Source organism: Streptomyces sp. NPDC021622 (assembly GCF_040640795.1).
In the GTDB taxonomy this organism is placed as follows: domain Bacteria; phylum Actinomycetota; class Actinomycetes; order Streptomycetales; family Streptomycetaceae; genus Streptomyces.
In genome coordinates this window covers 588,851-604,913 of the sequence record NZ_JBFACK010000001.1, presented here as the reverse complement: position 1 = coordinate 604,913, position 16,063 = coordinate 588,851, and the positions used below count along the sequence as shown (strand labels likewise).

The window sequence follows — 16,063 nt, the reverse complement described above, 5'->3', positions numbered from 1 at the left end:
GTCCCAGGTCCACCCGTACGAGTTACGCGTTCCCGCGCACACCCTTGGCAAGATCACCCGCGAGCGCGCGGACCTCGGCAAGACCGGCGGCCTCGTCCGGGGCGTCCAGCATGCGCTGGACGAACGCGGAGCCGACGATCACGCCGTCGGCGAAGCCGGCGACCTCGGCGGCCTGGCGGGCGTTGGAGACGCCGAGGCCGACACAGACCGGCAGGTCGGTGGTGGCCTTGGTGCGCCGGACCAGTTCCTGCGCCTGCTCGCCGACGGACTCGCGGGTGCCGGTGACACCCATCAGGGACGCCGCGTACACAAAGCCCGAACCCGCCGCCGTGATGGTGGCGAGGCGCTCGTCCTTGCTGCTCGGCGCGACGACGAAGACCGTCGCGAGGCCGTGCTTCTCGGCGTGCTCCCTCCAGAGCGCGGACTCCTGGACGGGCAGATCGGGCAGGATGCAGCCCGCGCCGCCCGCATCGGCGAGCTCGGCGGTGAAGCGCTCGACGCCGTAGCGGTCGATCGGATTCCAGTACGTCATGACGAGCACCGGCTTGCCGGTCGCCTCGTGGGCCTCGCGGACCGTGCGCATCACGTCGGCGATCTTCAGCCCCGCCTTGAGCGCGATGTCGTCGGCGGTCTGGATGACGGGGCCGTCGAGCACGGGGTCGCTGTGCGGGAGACCGACCTCCACGACGTCCGCGCCGCCGTCGAAGACGGCCTTGATCGCCGCGATGCCGCCGTCCACGGTCGGGAACCCGGCCGGGAGGTAGGCGATGAGGGCGGACCGGCCCTCGGACTTGGCCGCTGCGAGGGTGTCGCTCAACAGCTGGATGTTGCCGCTCACTTGGCGTCCCCCTTGATCTCGGCGCCGTTGGCGGACGCGTCCGCCTCTACGGTGGCGTCCGTGTCGTACAGGCCGAAGTACCGCGCGGCCGTGTCCATGTCCTTGTCGCCGCGGCCGGACAGGTTGACGATCATCAGCCCGTCCTTGCCGAGCTCCTTGCCGACCTCGATCGCCCCGGCCAGCGCGTGGGCGCTCTCGATGGCCGGGATGATGCCCTCGGTCCGCGACAGGAGCCGCAGCGCCTGCATGGCGGCGTCGTCGGTGACCGCGCGGTACTCGCCGCGGCCGCTGTCCTTGAGGAAGGCGTGCTCGGGGCCGATGCCGGGGTAGTCGAGTCCGGCGGAGATCGAGTAGGGCTCGGTGATCTGGCCCTCCTCGTCCTGGAGGACGTACGACCGTGAGCCGTGCAGGATGCCCGGCTCGCCCGCGGTCAGCGTGGCCGCGTGCTCGCCGGTCTCGACGCCGTGCCCCGCGGGCTCGCATCCGATGAGGCGTACGTCGGCGTCCGGGATGAAGGCGTGGAAGAGGCCGATGGCGTTGGACCCGCCGCCCACACAGGCGACGGCGGCGTCGGGCAGGCGTCCGGCGCGCTCCAGGATCTGCCGCCGGGCCTCCACTCCGATGACCCGGTGGAAGTCGCGGACCATGGCGGGGAAGGGGTGCGGGCCCGCGACGGTCCCGAAGAGGTAGTGGGTCCTGTCCACGTTGGCGACCCAGTCGCGGAACGCCTCGTTGATGGCGTCCTTGAGGGTGCGGCTGCCGGACTTCACGGCCACGACCTCGGCGCCCAGCATGCGCATCCGGGCCACGTTCAGGGCCTGGCGCTGGGTGTCGATCTCGCCCATGTAGATGGTGCAGTCGAGGCCGAAGAGCGCGCAGGCGGTCGCCGTGGCGACGCCGTGCTGGCCCGCGCCGGTCTCGGCGATGACGCGGGTCTTGCCCATGCGCTTGGTGAGCAGGGCCTGGCCGAGCACGTTGTTGATCTTGTGCGAGCCGGTGTGGTTCAGGTCCTCGCGCTTGAGGAAGATGCGGGCGCCGCCGGCGTGCTCCGCGAAGCGGGGCACCTCCGTGAGGCTGCTGGGCCTTCCCGTGTAGTTGACGAGGAGATCGTCGAGCTCTGCGGCGAAGGCGGGGTCGTTCTTGGCCTTGTCGTACTCGACGGCGACCTCGTCCACGGCGGCGACGAGGGCCTCCGGGATGAACTTGCCGCCGAACGCGCCGAAGTAGCCCTCGGCGGTGGGGACTTGACCCTCCGGGTCGGGGATGAAGAAGTTGCTGGGCATGCGGAAACCTCGCTAAGGCTGGCGTTGTCGTTTGGCATGAGTACGCCCTGACGCCGTAGCTGGTCACGGTTCTGTCGCGACTGCGGCCCGGCTTGGGCTGATCGCGCCCACGCGGCGGAGCCGCATATCGAAACAGTCCCGCGCCCCTTGCAGGGGCGCTTCAGCTCTCGGCGGCGTTCAAGGCGCCGCCCTGCCATCGCATCCCAGGGATCTGGCCCGGCTCAGATCCGATGTGGTAGCGCACTCGCCTGCCGCGCACGCGTCGCGCAGGCGCCCGGCAGCCGCGGGGGCGGCAGCCGGGGGCGAGGCGGGCGGCGATCGACATGGCTGAGGGTCAGCTCCGTCCGTGGCGGAGGGCCGGGTGGGCGCCCGCGGCGACCAGGTCGGAGACGGCGGACTTCGGGTCGCGGCCGGTCACCAGGGACTCGCCGACAAGCACCGCGTCGGCGCCCGCGTTGGCGAAGGCGATCAGGTCGTGCGGCCCGCGCACACCGGACTCGGCGATCTTGACGACGCTGTCCGGCAGCTCGGGGGCGACGCGCTCGAAGGTGGAGCGGTCGACCTTGAGGGTCTTGAGGTCGCGGTTGTTGACGCCGATGACCCGCGCCCCCGCGTCCACGGCCCGCTCGGCCTCGTCCTCGTCGTGCACCTCGACGATCGGCGTCAGGCCGATCGACTCGGCGCGCTCGATGAGCGACTCCAGGGCGGGCTGTTCAAGTGCGGCAACGATCAGCAGAACGAGGTCGGCGCCGTAGGCCCGTGCCTCCCACAGCTGGTACGAGGTGACGATGAAGTCCTTGCGGAGCACCGGGATGTCGACCCTGGCCCGGACGGCCTCCAGGTCGGCGAGCGAACCGCCGAAGCGGCGCTCCTCGGTCAGCACGGAGATGACGGCCGCGCCGCCCGCCTCGTAGTCGGCGGCGAGACCCGCCGGGTCGGCGATCGCGGCGAGCGCGCCCTTGGACGGGCTGGAGCGCTTGACCTCACAGATGACCTTGACCCCGTCGCCACGCAGTGCGGCGGCGCCGTCCTTGGCTGCCGGAGCCTTCGCCGCGCGCTCCTTGAGCTCGTCGAGGCTGACGCGCGCCTGCCGTTCCGCGAGGTCGGCACGGACTCCGTCGATGATCTCGTCGAGCACACTCACGCGAGCGGCCCCCTTCCCTGCTCATCAGGCATTCCGTTGGTCACTGCGATGGTATCCGCAGGAGGGCGAAGGCCCCGCATCCGGTTGACACCAGTCCCACGTCCTGGACACTCCGCACCCCCTCGGGCCTGCGCGTTCACCGTTCAATCAAGGGTGCAGCCATGCCCCGAACGGCAGATTGCGAACGAGGGTGAAAACGGCGATCAGCGCGCCGACGCCGTACAGCTGTGCGGTCCCCAACGCGATCCGCAGCGGCCGCCCGCGCACCGCCCGCACCGCCCACAGGGTCCACACCACGGCGAACACGACGTACCCGGCGACGGCGAGCGCGTTGGCGCCGAGCGCCGCGGCGAGGTCGCCGTGGATGAAGGCGTGGGCGCTGCGCAGTCCGCCGCAGCCGGGGCAGAAGATGCCGGTGAGCCGGAGCAGCGGACAAGGCGGGTAGTGGCCCGGCTCGTTCGGGTCGACGGTCCCCACGTACGCGAAGGCGGCCACGACCGAGCCGAGCACGCCGACGGGCACGGCGAGGCGCCGCAGCGCGAGGCCGGCGGCCGGTGCCGTGCTCCCGGGTTCAGCGTTCACCCGACGCATTCTGCCCTCCGGCGGCGCCCGCCGCCCTGCGGGGAGACACGAATGAGGCGGCCCGGCATCTGCCGGACCGCCTCATTCGACTGCGTACGAGAAAGCTGCGTACGAGAAACCCGTACGAGAAAGAAATCAGCCCTCGGACGGCGCGAGCCGGGCCTGCGGCTGGCGCTTGGGAGCCTGGCCCAGGCCGGCGGCGCGCATGGCGAGGCCGACGAGGCCGCCGACGCCGCAGATGACCATGCCGGCCCAGAAGCCGAGCGGGTTGGCCATCACCATGAAGGCACCCGAAACACAGAAACCGATGAAGACGATGATGGCACCGGTCCAGGCGGCCGGGGTGTGTCCGTGGCTCGTGCCCGCCATTACTTGCTCCTTGTTGCTGTCTGCGTGGTGGTGAGTCGAACGCTCACTGTTCCATTGTCCCGTACTCGCGGGAAAGCCGTGAGCGCGGGGGTCATGCCTCGCGCGTCGGGTCCTCGCCGCGGTCGAGTGCCTTCCACAGGTCCTCGGGCCGGTCGGGGTCCACCGTGGGGGTCGCCTTGCGGGGGCGGGGGGCGCCGTCGCGTTCGTAGCGCCCCGACATCGCGGGCCAGGACTTGCCGTACGTCAGGGCGAGCAGCCCGGCGATCAGGATCAGCGCGCCCGCGGCGGCCGCAGCGTACGGCCAGCCGGTGTGGCTGAGATCACCGATCCGCGCGGCCGTGTCGCCGGAGGCCTCGGCGGCCTTCTCGTCGAGCGCGCCGCTGTCGTTGGCGGCGAGCAGGGCGGCGGCGACCGTGCCCGCGCCGCTCAGCGCGAGCAGCAGCGAGACCAGCATCCGGCCCGCCTTGCGGACCGCGAAGACGGCGACGAGGGCGGCCAGGCCCACTATCGCCAGGGCCGCGGGCACGCCCGTGACATCGCTGCCCGTGGCGGTCAGCGGCAGGTCGCCGCCCGCCACCGACGCGGTGCCGTGGGCCCAGGCCCGGCGGGACGCGAGCAGCGCGAGAGCCGCGCCGACGGCGCCGAGCAGCAGGGCCACGGCGATGCTGCGCCGCCCGCCGCGCCGGGCCCGGGTCTCGGGTTCGGCGTCGGCGCGGGCGGCATCGGATCGTGGCGTTGGTACGGCAGAAGTCACCCCTCCACTATCCCTCACGTCCATCCGTGCGCCGCAGCCGGTTCGCCGTGTGGACGGCCCGCAGGACCGCGGCCGCCTTGTTGCGGCACTCGGTGTCCTCGGCGACCGGGTCGGAGTCGGCGACGACTCCCGCGCCCGCCTGCACATACGCCGTGCCGTCGCGCAGGAGCGCGGTGCGGATGGCGATGGCGGTGTCGGAGTCGCCCGCGAAGTCGAGATAGCCGACACAGCCGCCGTACAGGCCGCGCCGGGACGGTTCGACCTCGTCGATGATCTGCATCGCGCGCGGCTTGGGCGCTCCGGAGAGGGTGCCCGCCGGGAAGCAGGCGGTGAGGACGTCGAAGGCGGTGCGGCCTTCGGCGACCTGTCCGGTGACCGTCGACACGATGTGCATGACGTGGGAGTACTTCTCGATGGACATGAAGTCGACGACCTCGACCGAACCGGGCTCGCAGACGCGCCCCAGGTCGTTGCGCCCCAGGTCGACGAGCATCAGATGCTCGGCGCGCTCCTTGGGGTCGGCGAGCAGTTCGTCGGCGAGCGCCTGGTCCTCCTGCGGGGTGGTGCCGCGCGGCCGGGTGCCGGCGATGGGGTGCACCATGGCGCGCCCGTCCTCGACCTTGACGAGGGCCTCGGGCGACGAGCCGACGACGTCGAATCCGTCGAAGCGGAAGAGATACATGTACGGCGACGGATTGGTCGCCCGCAGCACCCGGTAGACGTCCAACGCGCTTGCCGAACAAGGGGTTTCGAAGCGCTGCGAGGGGACGACCTGGAAGGCCTCGCCCGCGCGGATGCGCTCCTTGATGTCCTCGACGACGGCCTGGTACTGCTCGCCGCCCCACAGCGCCGTGTACTCCGGGAGCTCGGACGGCGGCAGCGCGGCAGGGGGCTGGGCGACGGGCCGGGACAGATCGGCCTCCATCGCGTCGAGCCGGGCGACGGCGTCGGCGTACGCCTCGTCGACGCCGGTCTCCAGGTCGTTGTGGTTGATCGCGTTGGCGATCAGGAGCACGGACCCGTCCCAGTGGTCGAGGACGGCGAGATCGCTGGTGAGCAGCATGGTCAGTTCCGGCAGACGGAGGTCGTCCCGCTCGCCGGGGCCGATCTTCTCCAGGCGGCGCACGATGTCGTACCCGAGATAGCCGACCATCCCGCCGGTGAACGGCGGCATCCCGGACCCCAGGTCGTGCGGGGTGTGCAGGGTCTGGACGGTGGCGCGCAGGGCCTCGAGCGGGTCGCCGGACGTGGGGACGCCGATCGGCGGGGTGCCGAGCCAGTGGGCATCGCCGTCGCGCGTGGTGAGGGTGGCGGCGCTGCGGACGCCGACGAAGGAGTAGCGAGACCATGAGCGGCCGTTCTCCGCGGACTCCAGGAGGAAGGTGCCGGGCCGCTCGGCGGCGAGCTTGCGATAGAGCGCGACCGGAGTGTCGCCGTCCGCAAGAAGTCTGCGGCTGACGGGGATCACTCGGCGGTCGCTCGCGAACTTGCGGAAGGTCTCGAGATCCATGGGATGAGCTTACGGCCGTGTGGGTGGGGGCCCGGTGTTGGTGCCGCTCCCGTTCAAGGCGAGCCGCTAGAAGGGGACGATGAAGACGACGACCGGGCTCCGCGCCCTCTCCCCTCTCGCCCTCGCCCTGCTGCTGACCACGTCCGCGTTCGCGGCCGCGGCGCCCGACCAGGTGGTGTGGCCCGCCCCCAAGGACGTACCGGAACGGGTCCGGGCGGCGGGCCTTGAGATGCTCGACGCCGAGGCGATGGACATGCACATCCACACGATGCTGAGGGTGTACTCCGACGGCCACCCCGTCACGGTCCCCGCGGACCTGGGCATCGACCGCTCGGGCCCGAAGCCGCGTTACAGCCCGCTGCACACGCACGACACGAGCGGCACGCTGCACGTCGAGTCGGAGCGGTGGCAGGACTTCACGCTGGGTCAGCTGCTGATCGAGTGGGGCGTACGCGATCGGGTACGGGAGGACAACTGTCACGCCGACGTCGCGGGGCGCCGGCTGCCCGGCGACCCGTCCCGCATCGTGCTCAGGGACGGCGAGACGATCACGCTGCGGTGCCGGTGACGAGGGCTTCGGTCACTCCTCGGTGCCGGTGAAGGTGACCGTGAGGGTGTCGGTGTCGAAGCAGGTGCGGGTGCCCGTGTGACAGGCGGCGCCGATCTGGTCGACCTGGACCAGGACGGTGTCCGCGTCGCAGTCCAGGGCCACGGACTTCACGTACTGGAAGTGGCCGGACGTGTCGCCCTTCACCCAGTACGACTGCCTGCTGCGCGACCAGTAGGTGCAGCTCCCGGTCGTGAGCGTGCGGTGCAGCGCCTCGTCGTCCATCCAGCCCAGCATCAGCACTTCGCCGGTGTCGTACTGCTGGGCGATGGCGGGGAAGAGCCCGTCGGCGCCGCGCTTGAGGCGGGCGGCGATCTCGGGGGCGAGGCTGCTGGGCGGGGGCGTGACGGTCATACGGCCATTGTGCCGCGCCGGTGTGGTCCGGTCGGCCCGCGTCCACTGCACGGACGGGCTACTCGGTCGTAGGCTGGGGGGTATGTCGACCCATGCAAAGCGTGAACGGCTCCTCCTCGCCGATCTGTTGGAGGCGGCGGGCCCCGACGCGCCCACCCTCTGCGAGGGCTGGAACGCCCGCGATCTCGCGGCCCATGTGGTGGTGCGCGAGCGCCGCGCGGACGCCGCGGGCGGGCTTCTGATCAAGCAGCTCGCGGCGCGGCTCGAGCGGGTGCAGGCCGAGTTCGCCGCGAAGCCGTACGAGGAGCTGATCCAGCTGATCAGGACGGGGCCGCCGCGCTTCTCGCCCTTCTCCCTCAAGCAGATCGACGAGGCGTCGAACGCCATAGAGTTCTACGTCCACACCGAGGACGTGCGCCGCGCCCAGCCCGACTGGACGCCGCGCGATCTTGACCCCGTCTTCTCCGACGCGCTCTGGTCCCGCCTGGAGCGAATGGCCCGCCTGGTGGGCCGCAAGGCCCCCGTCGGCCTGGTCCTGCGCCGCCCCGACGGCCAGACGGCGGTGGCGCACCGGGGCACCCCGGTGGTGACGGTGACCGGCGAACCGGCCGAGCTCCTGATGTTCGCGTACGGCCGCCAGGACGCGGCGAACGTGGAACTGGACGGCGACAAGGACGCGGTGGCGAAACTGCACGAGACGAAGCAGCTGGGGATCTGAACGGGGGGGGCGCCCGGCGGCGTTTCCGGGGCTCGCCCCGGACCCCGCTCAAGACCGCCGCTTCGCGGCGGATTTTTCCCGCCCACCCACCGGATTGCCCGGCAGCTCAACCCCCCGCAACCCCCTCGCGCACAGCCCGTACGCCCCCGCCAGGCCGCAGGCCACCGCGCTGACGGTGAAGACCGGCGCCGTCCCCCATGCCTCCACGGCGACCCCTGTCACGGGATACGTCAGCGGCGCCATGCCCAGGCTGACCAGACCCCCGACGGCGGTGACCCGCCCCAGGTAGGCGGGATCGGACTCGGTCTGGGTGAGGGCCCCGGACACCGCCCCCGTAAAACCCACCACGAGCCCCGTCATCAACGCCACCGCCACGGCGCCCCGAAGCTGCGGCACATATGCGATGCCCGCGACTCCCGCCGCCGCGACGAGACATGTGACGGACAGGACGAGCCCCGCCCTCGGCACCCGCCCCCGCACCGTCAGCCACAGCGCGGACGTCCCGGCCCCCGCCCCGAATCCGGCGAGCACGACGCCCATCCCCGACGCGCCCCACCCCCGCTCGTCGGCCAGCATGGTGAGCCCGATGTTCAGCGGCCCGACGAACCCCAGGTCGGCGAGGGCGACGACGACCATCAGCGGCGCGAGGACCCGGTGCCGCCGGATGTACCGCAGCCCGTCCCCCAGTTCGCGCCACGCCGTCCGCCCACCGTCCGCCGCGTCGTCGGGCGGCAGCTCGCCCATGCGGACGGACATCAGCAGCGGCAGCGACACCGCGAACAGGAGCCCCGCGATGCCGAACGCCGCCGCCGGGCCGCCGAGCGCGATGCCGAGACCGCCGAGCGGCGCCCCGACGACATGGGCGAGGCGGATCACCAGCCCCCGCATGCCCTGCACCCGCGCCAGTTGGTCCCGCCCCGTGACCCGGGCGGGCAGCGCACCCACGGCCGGCATGAACAGCGCGTCGACCGTCCCGAAGACCAGACCGAGCACGGCGAGCAGCCACAGCCCGGGGCTCGTCACGACCAGCAGCGCCGCCACCGCGAACACCGCCGCACACCGCACCGCGTCACTGCCGATGACGACCCGCCGCGGCCCGAACCGGTCGGCGATCACTCCCCCGCCCAGCATCAGCAGGGCCCGCGGGACGGCGCTCACGGTCATCACCAGGCCCGCCTGCGAGGGGCTGCCGGACTGGACCGCCGCCCAGGACAGGGCCAGGTAGTAGATGTTGTCGCCGACGGCTGACGCGCTGTACGCGCCGAGCCAGCGCAGGACGTTGCCGTCGCGGTGCGCGGGGCGTTCCCCGGCGGGGGCCGTGCGTATGACGGGCGTCGCGGTCACGGTGGGGAAGCCCTCTCAGAGACGGAACGGGAAGCTGGCCAGATGCACGGCGACGTTCTCGCGCCCCTCGGTGTCGCCCGCCGCCTCGGCGGCCTTGCCCCGCTCCTCGTACGTCTTGATCAGGGCGTGGATCTCGGCGTTGAGGCGGGTGAGTTCGGCCGGGTTCAGGCGGGCGAGGAAGTCCGACTGGTCGGCCGCCAGGCGCCATTCGGCGCCCCATGCCGCCTGCTGGTCCAGGTAGGTCTCGGACTGCTCCTTGCGGAACGCAATCAACCGGCGGATGACCGCCGCGTGCTCCGCGACCCCCTCCGGGGTGTCCTTGAAGTCCTCGTGCCGGAAGCTCACAGTCTCCTGCGCGGCCTGCCACCACCGTTCCCGCGCATCTTCGCTCTGCGTCTCGGCCTCCTCGATGAGGCCGTGCTCCGCGAGCTTGCGCAGGTGGTAACTGACCAGCGAGACCGCCTCGTCGACCTGTGCGGCGAGGTGGGACGCGGTCGCCGGGCCCGCCACCCGCAGCGTGCTGTAGATCTTCAGGCGCAGCGGATGCCCGAACGCCTTGAGCGTGCCGAGGTCGGTGATGCGGCGGGGCTCGGGAGGGTTGGGCTGCTTGTCGTCCATGCCCCGACCGTAGATGCGAAGGAAAACTTGCGCAATATATATTGCGCAAGTTTTCCTGCCTAACTGGGCAGAGCAAAGCCCTGGCCACCCAGTGACCAGGGCTTACGCGGAAAGCGCCTCAGCGGACCGGGTGGCCCGCCTCCCGCAAGGTGTCCTTCACCTCACCGATCCGCAGATCCCCGAAGTGGAAGACCGACGCGGCAAGCACCGCGTCCGCGCCCGCGGCGATGGCCGGCGGGAAGTGGTCGAGGCGGCCCGCGCCGCCGGAGGCGATCACCGGAACCGTGACATGGCGGCGCACCGCCGTGATCATCTCGATGTCGTAGCCGTCCTTCGTGCCGTCCGCGTCCATCGAGTTGAGCAGGATCTCCCCCGCGCCCAACTCGGCGGCCTGGTGGGCCCATTCGACGGCGTCGATCCCGGCGGACTTGCGGCCGCCGTGGGTCGTGACCTCGAAGCCCCCGGACGGAGTCCGCCTCGCGTCCACCGAAAGGACGAGCACCTGGCGGCCGAACCGCTCCGCGATCTCGCGGATCAGCTCGGGGCGCGCGATGGCGGCCGTGTTCACGCCCACCTTGTCGGCGCCGGCTCGGAGGAGCTTGTCGACGTCTTCCGCCGTGCGTACTCCCCCACCCACCGTGAGCGGGATGAAGACCTGCTCGGCGGTGCGGCGCACCACGTCGTACGTGGTCTCGCGGTTGCCGGAGGACGCCGTGATGTCCAGGAAGGTCAGCTCGTCGGCGCCCTCGGCGTCGTACACCTTGGCCATCTCGACGGGGTCGCCCGCGTCGCGCAGGTTCTGGAAGTTGACGCCCTTGACGACCCGGCCGTTGTCCACGTCCAGGCAGGGGATCACTCGTACGGCCAGGGTCATGAGCTCTCAGCTCCCCGGTACGCCTCGACCTCGACCTCGACGACCAGGCTCGGGTCGATGAAGCCGGAGACGATGATCATGGATGCGGCGGGGCGGACGTCGTCGAAGAGCTCCTTGTGGGCCCGGCCGACCTCGTCCACGTCACGCGCGTGGGTCAGATACATGCGGGTGCGTACGACGTGCTCGCGACCGAGGCCCAGCTTCTTGAGGGACTCGACGGCTACGTGGAACGCGTTGGCAGCCTGCTCGTAGGGGGTTCCGGCGTCTATGACGCCGTTCACCACCGACGTGCAACCCGACACCAGGACAAGGCCGTTGGGCAGCTCGACGGCGCGGGAGTAGCCGATGGCTTCCTCCCACGGTCCGCCCGAGCTCACCCTGCGGACGATGTCGCTCATGACGCCACCGCTGCGAGGGCCTCTTCCAGGGTGAAGGCCTTCGCGTACAGCGCCTTGCCGACGATGGAGCCCTCGACGCCCAGGGGCACGAGCTCGGCGATCGCGCGCAGGTCGTCGAGAGACGAAACACCGCCCGATGCCACGACCGGACGGTCCGTCGCCGCGCAGACGCCCCGCAGAAGCTCCAGGTTCGGGCCCTGCAGCGTGCCGTCCTTGGCGATGTCCGTGACGACATAGCGGGCGCAGCCCTCGGAGTTGAGGCGCTCCAGCGTTTCGTAGAGGTCGCCGCCGTCGCGGGTCCAGCCGCGGCCGCGCAGGGTCGTACCGCGTACGTCCAGGCCGACCGCGATCTTGTCGCCGTGCGACGCGATGACCTTGGCGACCCACTCCGGGGTCTCCAGGGCCGCCGTACCGAGGTTCACTCGCGTGCAGCCGGTGGCGAGCGCGGCCTCCAAGGACGCGTCGTCGCGGATGCCGCCGGACAGCTCCACCTTGATGTCCATGGCGCCCGCGACCTCGGCGATCAGCGCGCGGTTGTCGCCGGTGCCGAACGCGGCGTCCAGGTCGACCAGGTGCAGCCACTCGGCGCCCGACCGCTGCCAGGAGAGTGCGGCCTCCAGCGGGGAGCCGTAGGAGGTCTCCGATCCGGACTCGCCGTGCACGAGGCGTACGGCCTGGCCGTCACGGACGTCGACGGCGGGGAGGAGTTCGAGCTTGCTCACAGAAATCCCTGACATCCCTAGAGGGTTCCGATCCAGTTGGTGAGGAGCTGGGCGCCGGCGTCGCCGGACTTCTCGGGGTGGAACTGGGTGGCCCACAGCGCGCCGTTCTCGACGGCGGCCACGAACGGCTCGCCGTGCGTGGTCCAGGCGACCTTGGGGGCGCGGAAGGCGGGGTTGCCGACCTCGAAGTCCCAGTCGTGCACGGCGTACGAGTGCACGAAGTAGTAGCGGGCGTCGGCGTCGAGGCCCGCGAACAGCTCGGAGTCCTCGGGTGCCTTGACCGTGTTCCAGCCCATGTGCGGCACGATGTCGGCCTTGAGCGGCTCGACGGTGCCGGGCCACTCGTCGAGACCCTCGGTCTCGATGCCGTGCTCGATGCCGCGCGCGAAGAGGATCTGCATGCCGACGCAGATGCCCATCACCGGGCGGCCGCCCGCGAGCCTGCGGCCCACGATCCAGTCGCCGCGCGCCTCCTTGAGCCCCTGCATGCAGGCGGCGAAGGCGCCGACGCCGGGGACGAGCAGACCGTCGGCGTTCATGGCCTTGTCGTAGTCACGGGTGATCTCTACGTCGGCTCCCGCGCGCGCGAGAGCACGCTCGGCGGAACGGACGTTCCCGAAGCCGTAGTCGAAGACGACGACCTTCTTCTGGGGAGTGCTCATGATCGCTGCGTCCCCCTCAGTTCCAGTAGTCGAGCCGCAGGATGCCCGCGGTCAGGCACATGGCGGCGCCGATGGACAGGAGCGTGATCAGGCTCTTCGGCATCCCCTGCTTGACGAAGGAGATGATGCCGCCGATCAGGAAGAGGCCGACGACGATGAGGACGGTGTTGAGACCGGTCATGGCGGTTACAGCGCGCCCTTCGTGGAGGGGAGGATTCCGGCGGCGCGCGGGTCACGCTCACAGGCGTAACGCAGGGCGCGGGCCAGGGCCTTGAACTGGCACTCCACGATGTGGTGGGCGTTGCGGCCGTAGGGCACGTGGACGTGCAGGGCGATCTGCGCCTGGGCGACGAAGGACTCCAGGATGTGCCGGGTCATCGTCGTGTCGTACGTGCCGATCATCGGCGCCATGGTCTCGGGCTCGGTGTGCACGAGGTAGGGGCGGCCGCTCAGGTCGACGGTCACCTGGGCGAGCGACTCGTCGAGCGGGACCGTGCAGTTGCCGAAGCGGTAGATGCCGACCTTGTCGCCGAGCGCCTGCTTGAAGGCGGCGCCCAGCGCGAGGGCGGTGTCCTCGATGGTGTGGTGGGTGTCGATGTGCAGGTCGCCCTCGGTCTTGACCGTGAGGTCGAAGAGGCCGTGGCGGCCGAGCTGGTCGAGCATGTGGTCGTAGAAGCCGACACCCGTCGACACCTCGACCTTGCCGGTGCCGTCGAGATCGATCTCGACGAGGACCGACGTCTCCTTCGTGGTGCGTTCGACCCGTCCAACGCGGCTCATGCCTGCTGCTCCTTCTTCAGTTCGCGTACCGCATCGAGGAACGCGTCGTTCTCTTCGGGGGTTCCGGCGCTGACCCGCAGCCAGCCGGGCACTCCGTTGTCCCGGACCAGGACGCCCCGGTCGAGGATCCGCTGCCAGACCGTGTGCGCGTCTTCGAACCGCCCGAACTGCACAAAGTTGGCGTCCGAATCGGTCACTTCGTAGCCGATCGCACGCAGCTCGCCGACGAGCCGGTCGCGCTCGGCCTTGAGCTGCTCGACGTACTTCAGGAGCGTGTCGGTGTGCTCGAGGGCGGCGAGCGCGGTGGCCTGGGTGACGGCCGACAGGTGGTACGGCAGGCGTACGAGCTGCACGGCGTCGACGACCGCCGGGGCGGCGGCCAGATAGCCGAGGCGCAGACCGGCCGCGCCGAAGGCCTTCGACATGGTGCGCGAGACGACCAGATGCGGCCGCCCCTCGATCAGCGGGAGCAGCGAGTCGCCGTGGCTGAACTCGACGTACGCCTCGTCGACCACGACCATCGACGGCTTGGCGGCCTGCGCCGCTTCATAGAGCGCGATGACCGTCTCGGCCGAAACGGCGTTGCCCGTGGGGTTGTTGGGCGTGGTGATGAAGACGACGTCGGGCTGGTTCTCGGCGACGGCCTTCGCCGCGGCTTCGACGTCGATGGTGAAGTCGTCCGAGCGGGGGCCGGAGATCCAGCCCGTGCCGGTGCCGCGCGCGATCAGGCCGTGCATCGAGTACGAGGGCTCGAAGCCGATGGCGGTGCGTCCTGGCCCGCCGAAGGTCTGCAGGAGCTGCTGGATGACCTCGTTGGAGCCGTTGGCCGCCCACACGTTGGCGAGGGTGACCTCGTGGCCGCCGGTGCGGGTGAGGTAGCGCGCGAGCTCGGCGCGCAGCTCCACCGCGTCCCGGTCGGGGTAGCGGTTGAGGTCGCGGGCGGCCTCGCGGACCCGCTCGGCGATGCGCTCGACGAGCGGCTCGGGGAGCGGGTAGGGGTTCTCGTTCGTGTTCAGGCGTACGGGTACGTCGAGCTGGGGCGCCCCGTAGGGGGACTTGCCGCGCAGTTCGTCGCGTACGGGGAGATCGTCGATGCGCACGTCGCTCACTGGCCCGGCACCTTCCACCCGCTGTGCCAGTCTTGTTCGCCTTCGGCAAAACGGGCCTTGATCGCCGCACCGTGCGCCGGCAGGTCCTCGGCCTCGGCCAGCGTCACCACGTGGTGGGCGACGTCGGCGAGCGCGTCCCGCGTGTAGTCGACGATGTGGATGCCCCGCAGGAACGACTGGACGCTGAGCCCGGAGGAGTGGCAGGCGCAGCCGCCGGTGGGCAGGACGTGGTTGGAGCCGGCGCAGTAGTCGCCGAGGGAGACCGGCGCCCAGGGGCCGACGAAGATCGCGCCCGCGTTCTTCACGCGCTCCGCGACGGCGGCGGCGTCCGCGGTCTGGATCTCCAGGTGCTCGGCGCCGTACGCGTCGACGACGCGCAGGCCCTCGTCCAGGCCGTCGACCAGGACGATCGCGGACTGGCGTCCGGCGAGCGCGGGGACGATCCGGTCCTCGATGTGCTTGGTGGCGGCGACCTGCGGCTCCAGCTCCTTGGCGACCGCGTCGGCCAGGTCCACGGAGTCGGTGACGAGCACGGCGGCCGCGAGCGGGTCGTGCTCGGCCTGGCTGATCAGGTCGGACGCGACGTGCGCCGGATCGGCGGTGTCGTCAGCGAGGACCGCGATCTCGGTCGGGCCCGCTTCGGTGTCGATGCCGATGCGTCCGGTGAAGTAGCGCTTGGCGGCCGCGACCCAGATGTTGCCGGGCCCGGTGACCATGTTGGCCGGGGCGCAGGTCTCGGTGCCGTACGCGAACATCGCGACGGCCTGGGCGCCGCCGACCGCGTACACCTCGTCGATGCCGAGGAGCGCGCAGGCGGCGAGGATCGTGGGGTGCGGAAGGCCGCCGAACTCCTTCTGCGGCGGCGACGCGAGAGCCATCGACTCGACGCCGGCCTCCTGCGCGGGGACCGCGTTCATGATCACGGAGGACGGGTAGACGGAGCGGCCGCCCGGCGCGTAGAGCCCGACGCGCTCGACCGGCACCCACTTCTCGGTGACCGTGCCGCCGGGCACGACCTGCGTGGTGTGCGGGGCTCGGCGCTGCTCGCGGTGGACGATGCGGGCGCGGCGGATCGACTCCTCGAGCGCCTCGCGCACGGCGGGCTCGAGACCCGCGAGGGCCTCGGCGAGCGCGGCCGCGGGGACGCGGACCTGCTCGAGCCGTACGCCGTCGAACTTCTCCGCGTAGTCGATCAGCGCCGTGTCGCCACGATGATGTACGGCCTCGCAGATGGGCCGCACCTTCTCCAGGGCGGCCGCGACGTCGAAGTCGGCACGGGGCAGCAGGGCGCGCAGGGCGGGGCCCTCGGGGAGGGCGTCGCCGCGCAGATCGATTCGGGAGATCACAGGCCCAATTCTCTCAGACCCGCAACCTCGCTCGGACGCCCGTATCACTGG

The 16,063-nt window shown here is 71.3% G+C and carries 20 protein-coding genes; 2 read left to right on the top strand and 18 right to left on the bottom strand.

The window, feature by feature from the left end; genetic code table 11:
* Window positions 1-22 precede the first annotated feature (22 nt).
* The 7 genes from trpA to AB0G47_RS02730 all read right to left on the bottom strand — a co-directional run bounded on the left by trpA (window position 23) and on the right by AB0G47_RS02730 (window position 6,480).
* Window positions 23-838 (bottom strand): tryptophan synthase subunit alpha, encoded by an 816-nt coding sequence (trpA, locus tag AB0G47_RS02760; RefSeq protein WP_360763337.1) that lies wholly within the window; start codon window positions 836-838, stop codon window positions 23-25.
* Window positions 835-2,121, bottom strand: coding sequence for a tryptophan synthase subunit beta (gene trpB, locus AB0G47_RS02755; protein ID WP_360763335.1), 1,287 nt, complete (start codon window positions 2,119-2,121; stop codon window positions 835-837). Before trpB ends, trpA begins: the two co-directional genes overlap by 4 nt.
* A 334-nt stretch (window positions 2,122-2,455) precedes the next feature.
* A complete protein-coding gene (gene trpC / locus AB0G47_RS02750) occupies window positions 2,456-3,265 on the bottom strand; it encodes an indole-3-glycerol phosphate synthase TrpC (protein WP_266868057.1) in 810 nt (269 codons plus the stop codon).
* Window positions 3,266-3,412: 147 nt separating this feature from the next.
* Window positions 3,413-3,856, bottom strand: coding sequence for a DUF2752 domain-containing protein (locus tag AB0G47_RS02745; protein ID WP_360763333.1), 444 nt, complete (start codon window positions 3,854-3,856; stop codon window positions 3,413-3,415).
* Window positions 3,857-3,982: 126 nt separating this feature from the next.
* On the bottom strand, window positions 3,983-4,216 hold the full coding sequence (locus AB0G47_RS02740; RefSeq protein ID WP_360763332.1) for an HGxxPAAW family protein: 234 nt from the start codon (window positions 4,214-4,216) through the stop codon (window positions 3,983-3,985).
* A 91-nt stretch (window positions 4,217-4,307) separates the two neighbouring features.
* Window positions 4,308-4,970, bottom strand: coding sequence for a TIGR02234 family membrane protein (locus AB0G47_RS02735; protein ID WP_360763330.1), 663 nt, complete (start codon window positions 4,968-4,970; stop codon window positions 4,308-4,310).
* A 7-nt stretch (window positions 4,971-4,977) separates the two neighbouring features.
* Window positions 4,978-6,480, bottom strand: coding sequence for an anthranilate synthase component I (locus AB0G47_RS02730; RefSeq protein WP_360763328.1), 1,503 nt, complete (start codon window positions 6,478-6,480; stop codon window positions 4,978-4,980).
* 79 nt (window positions 6,481-6,559) lie between these two features.
* Here AB0G47_RS02730 and AB0G47_RS02725 point away from each other — a divergent pair, with 79 nt between their 5' ends.
* Window positions 6,560-7,048, top strand: a complete 489-nt coding sequence (locus AB0G47_RS02725) for a hypothetical protein (RefSeq protein WP_360763326.1) — start codon at window positions 6,560-6,562, stop codon at window positions 7,046-7,048.
* A gap of 12 nt (window positions 7,049-7,060) precedes the next feature.
* On the opposite strand, the gene hisI is transcribed toward AB0G47_RS02725, so the two are convergent.
* Window positions 7,061-7,441 (bottom strand): phosphoribosyl-AMP cyclohydrolase, encoded by a 381-nt coding sequence (gene hisI, locus AB0G47_RS02720; protein ID WP_360763324.1) that lies wholly within the window; start codon window positions 7,439-7,441, stop codon window positions 7,061-7,063.
* 82 nt (window positions 7,442-7,523) lie between these two features.
* Here hisI and AB0G47_RS02715 point away from each other — a divergent pair, with 82 nt between their 5' ends.
* Window positions 7,524-8,159 carry a TIGR03085 family metal-binding protein gene (locus AB0G47_RS02715; RefSeq protein WP_360763322.1) on the top strand — a complete coding sequence of 212 codons (636 nt, stop codon included), beginning with the start codon at window positions 7,524-7,526 and terminating at the stop codon, window positions 8,157-8,159.
* Between the two features lie 48 nt (window positions 8,160-8,207).
* On the opposite strand, the gene AB0G47_RS02710 is transcribed toward AB0G47_RS02715, so the two are convergent.
* The 10 genes from AB0G47_RS02710 to hisD form a co-directional block, all read right to left on the bottom strand.
* Window positions 8,208-9,503 (bottom strand): MFS transporter, encoded by a 1,296-nt coding sequence (locus AB0G47_RS02710; RefSeq protein ID WP_360763320.1) that lies wholly within the window; start codon window positions 9,501-9,503, stop codon window positions 8,208-8,210.
* A 15-nt stretch (window positions 9,504-9,518) separates the two neighbouring features.
* Complete coding sequence (locus tag AB0G47_RS02705) at window positions 9,519-10,121, bottom strand: helix-turn-helix domain-containing protein (protein WP_360763318.1); 603 nt, start codon at window positions 10,119-10,121, stop codon at window positions 9,519-9,521.
* A 118-nt stretch (window positions 10,122-10,239) separates the two neighbouring features.
* Entirely contained in the window at window positions 10,240-10,995 is a 756-nt protein-coding gene (gene hisF, locus AB0G47_RS02700; protein ID WP_360763316.1) for an imidazole glycerol phosphate synthase subunit HisF, read from the bottom strand.
* A complete protein-coding gene (locus AB0G47_RS02695; protein WP_360763314.1) occupies window positions 10,992-11,393 on the bottom strand; it encodes a RidA family protein in 402 nt (133 codons plus the stop codon). The genes hisF and AB0G47_RS02695 overlap by 4 nt, the downstream gene beginning before the upstream one ends.
* On the bottom strand, window positions 11,390-12,115 hold the full coding sequence (gene priA / locus AB0G47_RS02690) for a bifunctional 1-(5-phosphoribosyl)-5-((5-phosphoribosylamino)methylideneamino)imidazole-4-carboxamide isomerase/phosphoribosylanthranilate isomerase PriA (protein WP_360763937.1): 726 nt from the start codon (window positions 12,113-12,115) through the stop codon (window positions 11,390-11,392). The genes AB0G47_RS02695 and priA overlap by 4 nt, the downstream gene beginning before the upstream one ends.
* A gap of 17 nt (window positions 12,116-12,132) precedes the next feature.
* Window positions 12,133-12,777, bottom strand: a complete 645-nt coding sequence (gene hisH / locus AB0G47_RS02685; protein ID WP_360763312.1) for an imidazole glycerol phosphate synthase subunit HisH — start codon at window positions 12,775-12,777, stop codon at window positions 12,133-12,135.
* A gap of 16 nt (window positions 12,778-12,793) precedes the next feature.
* A complete protein-coding gene (locus tag AB0G47_RS02680) occupies window positions 12,794-12,958 on the bottom strand; it encodes a hypothetical protein (protein ID WP_360763310.1) in 165 nt (54 codons plus the stop codon).
* Between the two features lie 5 nt (window positions 12,959-12,963).
* Window positions 12,964-13,557, bottom strand: coding sequence for an imidazoleglycerol-phosphate dehydratase HisB (gene hisB, locus AB0G47_RS02675; RefSeq protein WP_360763308.1), 594 nt, complete (start codon window positions 13,555-13,557; stop codon window positions 12,964-12,966).
* Complete coding sequence (locus AB0G47_RS02670; RefSeq protein ID WP_360763306.1) at window positions 13,554-14,666, bottom strand: histidinol-phosphate transaminase; 1,113 nt, start codon at window positions 14,664-14,666, stop codon at window positions 13,554-13,556. The genes hisB and AB0G47_RS02670 overlap by 4 nt, the downstream gene beginning before the upstream one ends.
* Window positions 14,663-16,012, bottom strand: a complete 1,350-nt coding sequence (gene hisD, locus AB0G47_RS02665) for a histidinol dehydrogenase (RefSeq protein ID WP_360763304.1) — start codon at window positions 16,010-16,012, stop codon at window positions 14,663-14,665. The genes AB0G47_RS02670 and hisD overlap by 4 nt, the downstream gene beginning before the upstream one ends.
* Window positions 16,013-16,063: the final 51 nt, after the last annotated feature.

Bases quoted from the DNA above. Each gene is read 5' to 3' on its own strand.
- AB0G47_RS02745 (WP_360763333.1), bottom strand. From the start codon at position 3,856: ATGCGTCGGGTGAACGCTGAACCCGGGAGCACGGCACCGGCCGCCGGC.
- hisF (WP_360763316.1), bottom strand. From the start codon at position 10,995: ATGACCCTGGCCGTACGAGTGATCCCCTGCCTGGACGTGGACAACGGC.
- AB0G47_RS02730 (WP_360763328.1), bottom strand. From the start codon at position 6,480: ATGGATCTCGAGACCTTCCGCAAGTTCGCGAGCGACCGCCGAGTGATC.
- AB0G47_RS02715 (WP_360763322.1), top strand. From the start codon at position 7,524: ATGTCGACCCATGCAAAGCGTGAACGGCTCCTCCTCGCCGATCTGTTG.
- trpB (WP_360763335.1), bottom strand. From the start codon at position 2,121: ATGCCCAGCAACTTCTTCATCCCCGACCCGGAGGGTCAAGTCCCCACC.
- AB0G47_RS02705 (WP_360763318.1), bottom strand. From the start codon at position 10,121: ATGGACGACAAGCAGCCCAACCCTCCCGAGCCCCGCCGCATCACCGAC.
- AB0G47_RS02725 (WP_360763326.1), top strand. From the start codon at position 6,560: ATGAAGACGACGACCGGGCTCCGCGCCCTCTCCCCTCTCGCCCTCGCC.
- AB0G47_RS02680 (WP_360763310.1), bottom strand. From the start codon at position 12,958: ATGACCGGTCTCAACACCGTCCTCATCGTCGTCGGCCTCTTCCTGATC.
- AB0G47_RS02740 (WP_360763332.1), bottom strand. From the start codon at position 4,216: ATGGCGGGCACGAGCCACGGACACACCCCGGCCGCCTGGACCGGTGCC.
- hisH (WP_360763312.1), bottom strand. From the start codon at position 12,777: ATGAGCACTCCCCAGAAGAAGGTCGTCGTCTTCGACTACGGCTTCGGG.
- hisI (WP_360763324.1), bottom strand. From the start codon at position 7,441: ATGACCGTCACGCCCCCGCCCAGCAGCCTCGCCCCCGAGATCGCCGCC.
- hisB (WP_360763308.1), bottom strand. From the start codon at position 13,557: ATGAGCCGCGTTGGACGGGTCGAACGCACCACGAAGGAGACGTCGGTC.
- AB0G47_RS02695 (WP_360763314.1), bottom strand. From the start codon at position 11,393: ATGAGCGACATCGTCCGCAGGGTGAGCTCGGGCGGACCGTGGGAGGAA.